General features: G+C 52.8%; 4 protein-coding genes. All 4 read left to right on the top strand.

All coding sequences use genetic code 11. From position 1 onward, the window contains the following. A partial coding sequence (locus LOC67_RS22805; protein ID WP_230265147.1) for a macro domain-containing protein occupies positions 1 to 250 on the top strand: 250 nt, incomplete at its 5' end. 113 nt (positions 251 to 363) lie between these two features. Continuing rightward, on the top strand, positions 364 to 717 hold the full coding sequence (locus LOC67_RS22800) for a hypothetical protein (RefSeq protein ID WP_230265146.1): 354 nt from the start codon (positions 364 to 366) through the stop codon (positions 715 to 717). A gap of 1,531 nt (positions 718 to 2,248) precedes the next feature. Continuing rightward, positions 2,249 to 2,581 (top strand): hypothetical protein, encoded by a 333-nt coding sequence (locus LOC67_RS22795; RefSeq protein ID WP_230265145.1) that lies wholly within the window; start codon positions 2,249 to 2,251, stop codon positions 2,579 to 2,581. A gap of 1,546 nt (positions 2,582 to 4,127) precedes the next feature. Beyond that, on the top strand, positions 4,128 to 4,562 hold the full coding sequence (locus tag LOC67_RS22790; protein WP_230265144.1) for a hypothetical protein: 435 nt from the start codon (positions 4,128 to 4,130) through the stop codon (positions 4,560 to 4,562). Positions 4,563 to 5,152: the final 590 nt, after the last annotated feature.

Genomic DNA, 5,152 nt, shown 5'->3' with positions numbered 1-5,152 from the left:
CTATCGTGCAGCATTGCAAATTGCGGACGAGCAGGACTGCGATTCCATCGCCTTCCCGTGCATATCCACCGGAGCTTTCGGTTTCCCTCAACAACCCGCTTGTGAAATTGCGATCCGAACATGTCTGGACTGGCTTGCGGAGCATAGCTATCCAAAAACGATCGTGTTTTGTTGCTTTGAACCGTCCGACCGATTGCTATACGTTGAACGTTTATCGGAACTCGGAATACTTCGCGAATACGCGGGATAACAATGCGATGCACCGAAGTCGCGGAGCCGAGCGTTTTGGCAATGGAACGTCAACCGCCGCGACTCGGTGATCGCGGACGTTCGCCCTGCAATTAGTCTGTTAGAACCAAAAACATGAAACAATCCGGATGGCGATGGCCGTGGCAAAAACCGGAAGAACCAAAGCCGGTCCGTCCTCCCAAGATCGGTGGTACGCGTGCGCCAGCCAATGTCCAAGAAATTGACTTCACAAAACCGCACGATTTCTACTTTCGAATCGCGTACGACAAATCAGCAACCCAAGTTTTTGAACGCTGCCTTCTGGTTGGATTCACTACCCCAATGGCGGACGAGGACAACCAGCCTGCGTACGAAGAGTATACTCACAATCGATGGATCGTCTTGCAGCGAGAAGACGGACGCCGGGTGTACATTCCACGCGATAACTTGCTGTACATTGAAGACTCTGACCCGAGCGTCAATAGTTGACACGAAGCATGGGCGAACCAGCGGATGCACGTGAGTCGCCGAGTTGAGTTTATTGAAGTGGTGTATCGTCTTCGGCGACCACGTGATCCGTATCGTTCGCGCGGGTAGGTGAACTGTCTGATATCCCATCTGTCTCCAGCTTGGTCATCGCCCTCTGCAATTTGAAGCGTATGAATCTGGCCCATCTGACCTCACCTGACAACCATTAGCTGATCGCCGCAACTGAGTTTGTAGTTTGATAGTTGCTCGTGAATTCGGCCCAATTGATTTCTTGAGACATCAGCTTCCTATCAATCGCAATTGAATTCACGGTTTGATTGTGTTGCTCGAACGGCACCCAATTGAATTCATAGGACAGCAGTTTCCTCCGTATCGCATTTGATGTCACAGTTTGATTTCTGCTCCGAGATAGCAGGTCAACCGCCCCATGCGCCAGCCGAAATATCAATGCTCGTTCCCCTTGTCCATTCCGATCGGGTAGACTTGTCAGCCGCGATGTGGTGCCGACTGTGGTCGTGGGTACCTCGCGAACCTGTTGGTGCACCGAAGTCGGCGAGTCAAAGACTTTTGGGTTTTAGTTTCACCTCAACCGCGCCGACTCGGTGACCATCGCCGTTCGCGCGGATGGTTGTGCCTGCGATAACCAACGCCTGTTTTCGATACTGACGGATCTGGCCCATCTGATCTCACCTGACAACCATGAGCCGATCGCGCAATTGAGGTTTCGGTTTGATCGTTGCTCGTGATCGCGGCCCAATGGATTTTGCGAGACGTCAGTTTCCTATTGATCGCAATTGAATTCACGGTTTGATCGTGTCGCTCGAATAACACCCATCTGAATTCACGGGTCAGCAGTTTCCTGTTTATCGCATTTGATATCACGATTTATTTTCTGCTCCGAGATAGCTGGTCAGACGCCCTATGCGCCGGCTGAAATATCTATGCTCGTTCCCCTTCGCGATTCGAATCGGGTAGACTTGTCGGCAGCGATGTGATCCAGACTGTGGTCGTGTGTACCACGCGAACCATGACATGAACCGAAGTGACGGAGTCGGGGTCTTTGAAGTGTTTAGTCATCCGCCGTCACTCGGTTATGTCCGCCGTTCGCGCGGATGGTTGTGGCTGCGATATCCAACGTCTGTCTTCAATGCCGCTGAATCCGGCCCATCTGATTTCATGTGGCAAGTGTTTGATAATCGCCGCAAGTGAATTCACGGTTTGATTGTGTTGCTTGGACAATTCCCTTGCGAATTCCTGGGGCAACAGTTTCCTGTTGATCGCATTTGATGTCACGGTTTGTTTTCTGCTCCGAGATAGCGGATCAAACGCCCTACCCGCCAGCCGAAAAACTCATGCTCGTTCCCCTTTGCGATTCCGATCGGGTAGACTTGTCACCAGCGATGTAGTGTCGACTGTGGTCATGGGTACCACGCGAACCATGACATGAACCGAAGTGACGGAGTCGGGGTTTTCGAAGTGGTTAGTCATCCGCCGTCACTCGGTTATGTCTGCCGTTCGCCGACTGAAACCTATGCCACAGCAATTCCTGAACATCGGTGGCCTCGTTGCTTTGGGCTTTGACCCGACCGGAGAGTTCATGCTGACCATCACGCATTCGGGACGTGGCGTCTTTCGTGTAGGGACCTGGGAACGTCTTGCGCGGGACATCGAACTCGCCTATCCCAATGCTGGTATCGGAATCGGGATTGGACCGATCGCTGGTTTACGCATCCCTATGATCTCTATCAACTACGATACCGGCGAACTCGCCGCACAAACGCCTGATCAAGCATTCGGCATTCACTACGCCGAGGGAACCGTAACGATTGAACCTGCTGACCGACGCGATACTATTGATCAATGAACGGTTCAATCTTGCTCGGGCGACATGGCTTGCCGCAGCGACCTGCTCGACGATTTGCCCGCGCATCATGCGCCCGGTATGATTTGATCAACGTCGCTGGTGTGTGGTGGCATATTTCCACTGCTAGTGCGGCGAACCATGGGTTGCAACGGAGGCCGCGAGCTGATGTTTGCGAAGTGGTGAGTCGTTCGCGCGGCCCCGCTGAACCCTGCCGTTCGTCGGATTGAGTGACACCGAATCTTCTCACGAATTCACTGAGAGAATGAACCCGTACGCACCATCGTCAAATGTTCGCACTGGTGCTTGCGTCTCCGCGAGACCGCAAGTGATCCGCATGCTCGGAACAGCTGCTTGCGCTTGCGTATTCACTTTGGTTTGTTGGATCGTGTTCGTGGCGTTGCTTGACAGGCCGTTCCGCGCATACGAGAACTTTGTCTGGTCCAGTACGCTTTGGTTATCTGCAATGCTATGCTCTGGGTTAGTAGCTTATTCGCGGTATTCGGTGCGGCCCGTACTTTCCTGTACGATCGCGTTCGGAGCATTCGGCTTGATTTATATGGTCAGCGAGGGGCCGATCTTCGGTAACGTCTCCGCTGGCGGTGACCCCACGACAACACAGTTCGTTGTTCGTAACCTTGCTTGCCTTCCGTTTGGCGTGTTTGCAGCTACCGAGATTGGCTCTTGGATGGGAGCTCGCCACCGTCGCAAAAAGACCGACGAACCAGGCGATGAACCGAAGTCGCGGAGTCGCCGTTTTTGACAATGGAAAATCAATCGCCGCGACTCGGTTATCGCGGTCGTTCGCCGACAGTGCACTGAGTCTATTTTGCCACACCGTTTGCAGACACATACGAAACAGATCGTAACCGACTTGCGTGAAGCTCCGTGGCATGTCGAGTGCTTTCCCCCGCTGCCGGAGTTGGTTGACTTTTTGCAAAAGCCAGCTTACAAGGTCATGCACGGCAAGGCGTCGCGACGAATCAACGTTTCCATCAATCAGCAGGCCATCGCATCAAGACAATCAAACCTTGAATTTCCGAATAGAAACGAGGTAGCTGGACTATTGCGTGCGGAACTGAATGGAGTCTTTCAGCCACTGGAAAGAGCTTTGGCGGGGCAAAATGAGCGGCTTACTAGTCTGCTCTTGGTGGAGATTAACGCGTTCTGCTTATTCGGTTTAATTTGCGAAGAGTATAGAGATGTCGCTGACCAACTCGCGGCGAGATTTTTCGACCTTCATGTAAACGCATACACTCAAGGGAGGATCCCAATAGGATGGGAAAAAGACCTTTCAACGGGCAACCTGCTGCTTCCATAGGTCAACCATGAATTCTTTGACTTCAAGTACAGACGATTTCACTCGGCAGCTTGAAGATCGATTCCTTTTTCTGGGCAATCAACGTGGACTGGACGAGATCATCCCTTCCGTTTCGAAAATGAATCGGCGAACCATGACATGCACGCGAGGACGGGAGTCGTGGTTATTGGTCTGCTTGCGAGTCTTTCGCCCGTCCCGCGTGATGTCCGCCGTTAGCGTCCAAGAACAATGCATGATGTCTTCGTCGCGAAAGCTGCAGAAACGCTCGTGGGTGCGGAACTACACGCGGCTCGGAAGTACCTCGTTGACAGCTTGCGGGAATTCACAGCGATTCCGCTGCAGTCGTGCGGTGAGGCCGCGACGATCCATTGCACTGACGTATGCACCCTCACTGGAGCAGCGACATGGTTCGAACTCTCATGGCAAGGCTTTATTGGATCGACGAATTACCGAAACGATGGAATCCTGGTGTATGGCGCGCACCTCTTTCCATTCATTGGCGGTAAGCGTACATGCGTCGTTCGACTCGAAAACAACAAAGGAAACTATGACTTCGCGTTCCGCTATCTGATGCTCACACCAGAGAATGGCTGGGAAGATCGTGGTTGGCAGCTCGACGAGAACGGGGAATTTGAGCACTGGTACTTGGACACAGGACGCTAACCATCGCATGCACGGGAGCGGCGGTGGCCAGCGGTTTTTGAAAACAACGTTTACTCCCGCCGCCCCGTGATGCGGGACGTTCGCGCGGGTGGTTGTGCTGCTTGATGACTCATCTCTTATCAACATGGTCACCGCCCATTGCAGTTCCAAGCGTTTGGATCTGGCCCATCGGATCTCACCTGACAACCATTAGCCGATCGCCGCAACTGAGTTTGTGGTTTGATAGTTGCTCGTGAATTCGGCCCTTTTGATTTCGCGAGACGTCAGTTTCCTATTGATCGCAATTGAATTCACGGTTTGATCGTGTCGCTCGAACAACACCCATCTGAATTCACGGGTCAGCAGTTTCCTGTTTATCGCATTCGATGCCACGGTTTGGATATTGCTCCGATATAGCAGTTCAAACGCCCTAACCGCCGGCTGAAATATCTATGCTCGTTCCCCTTCGCGATTCGAATCGGGTAGACTTGTCAGCAGCGACGTAGTACGGACAGTGGTCGTGTGTACCACGCGAACCATGACATGAACCGAAGTGACGGAGTCGGGGTTTCTGAAGTGGTTAGTCGTCCGCCGTCACTCGGTTATGTCCG

The sequence above is a fragment of the Stieleria sp. JC731 genome (genome assembly GCF_020966635.1).
GTDB lineage: Bacteria > Planctomycetota > Planctomycetia > Pirellulales > Pirellulaceae > Stieleria.
The sequence above is the reverse complement of the archived record's forward strand: the minus strand, read 5'-3'. Positions and strand labels throughout refer to the sequence as shown.

Coding starts and splice junctions, on each gene's coding strand:
- LOC67_RS22790 (WP_230265144.1), top strand. CDS start 4,128: ATGCATGATGTCTTCGTCGCGAAAGCTGCAGAAACGCTCGTGGGTGCG.
- LOC67_RS22800 (WP_230265146.1), top strand. CDS start 364: ATGAAACAATCCGGATGGCGATGGCCGTGGCAAAAACCGGAAGAACCA.
- LOC67_RS22795 (WP_230265145.1), top strand. CDS start 2,249: ATGCCACAGCAATTCCTGAACATCGGTGGCCTCGTTGCTTTGGGCTTT.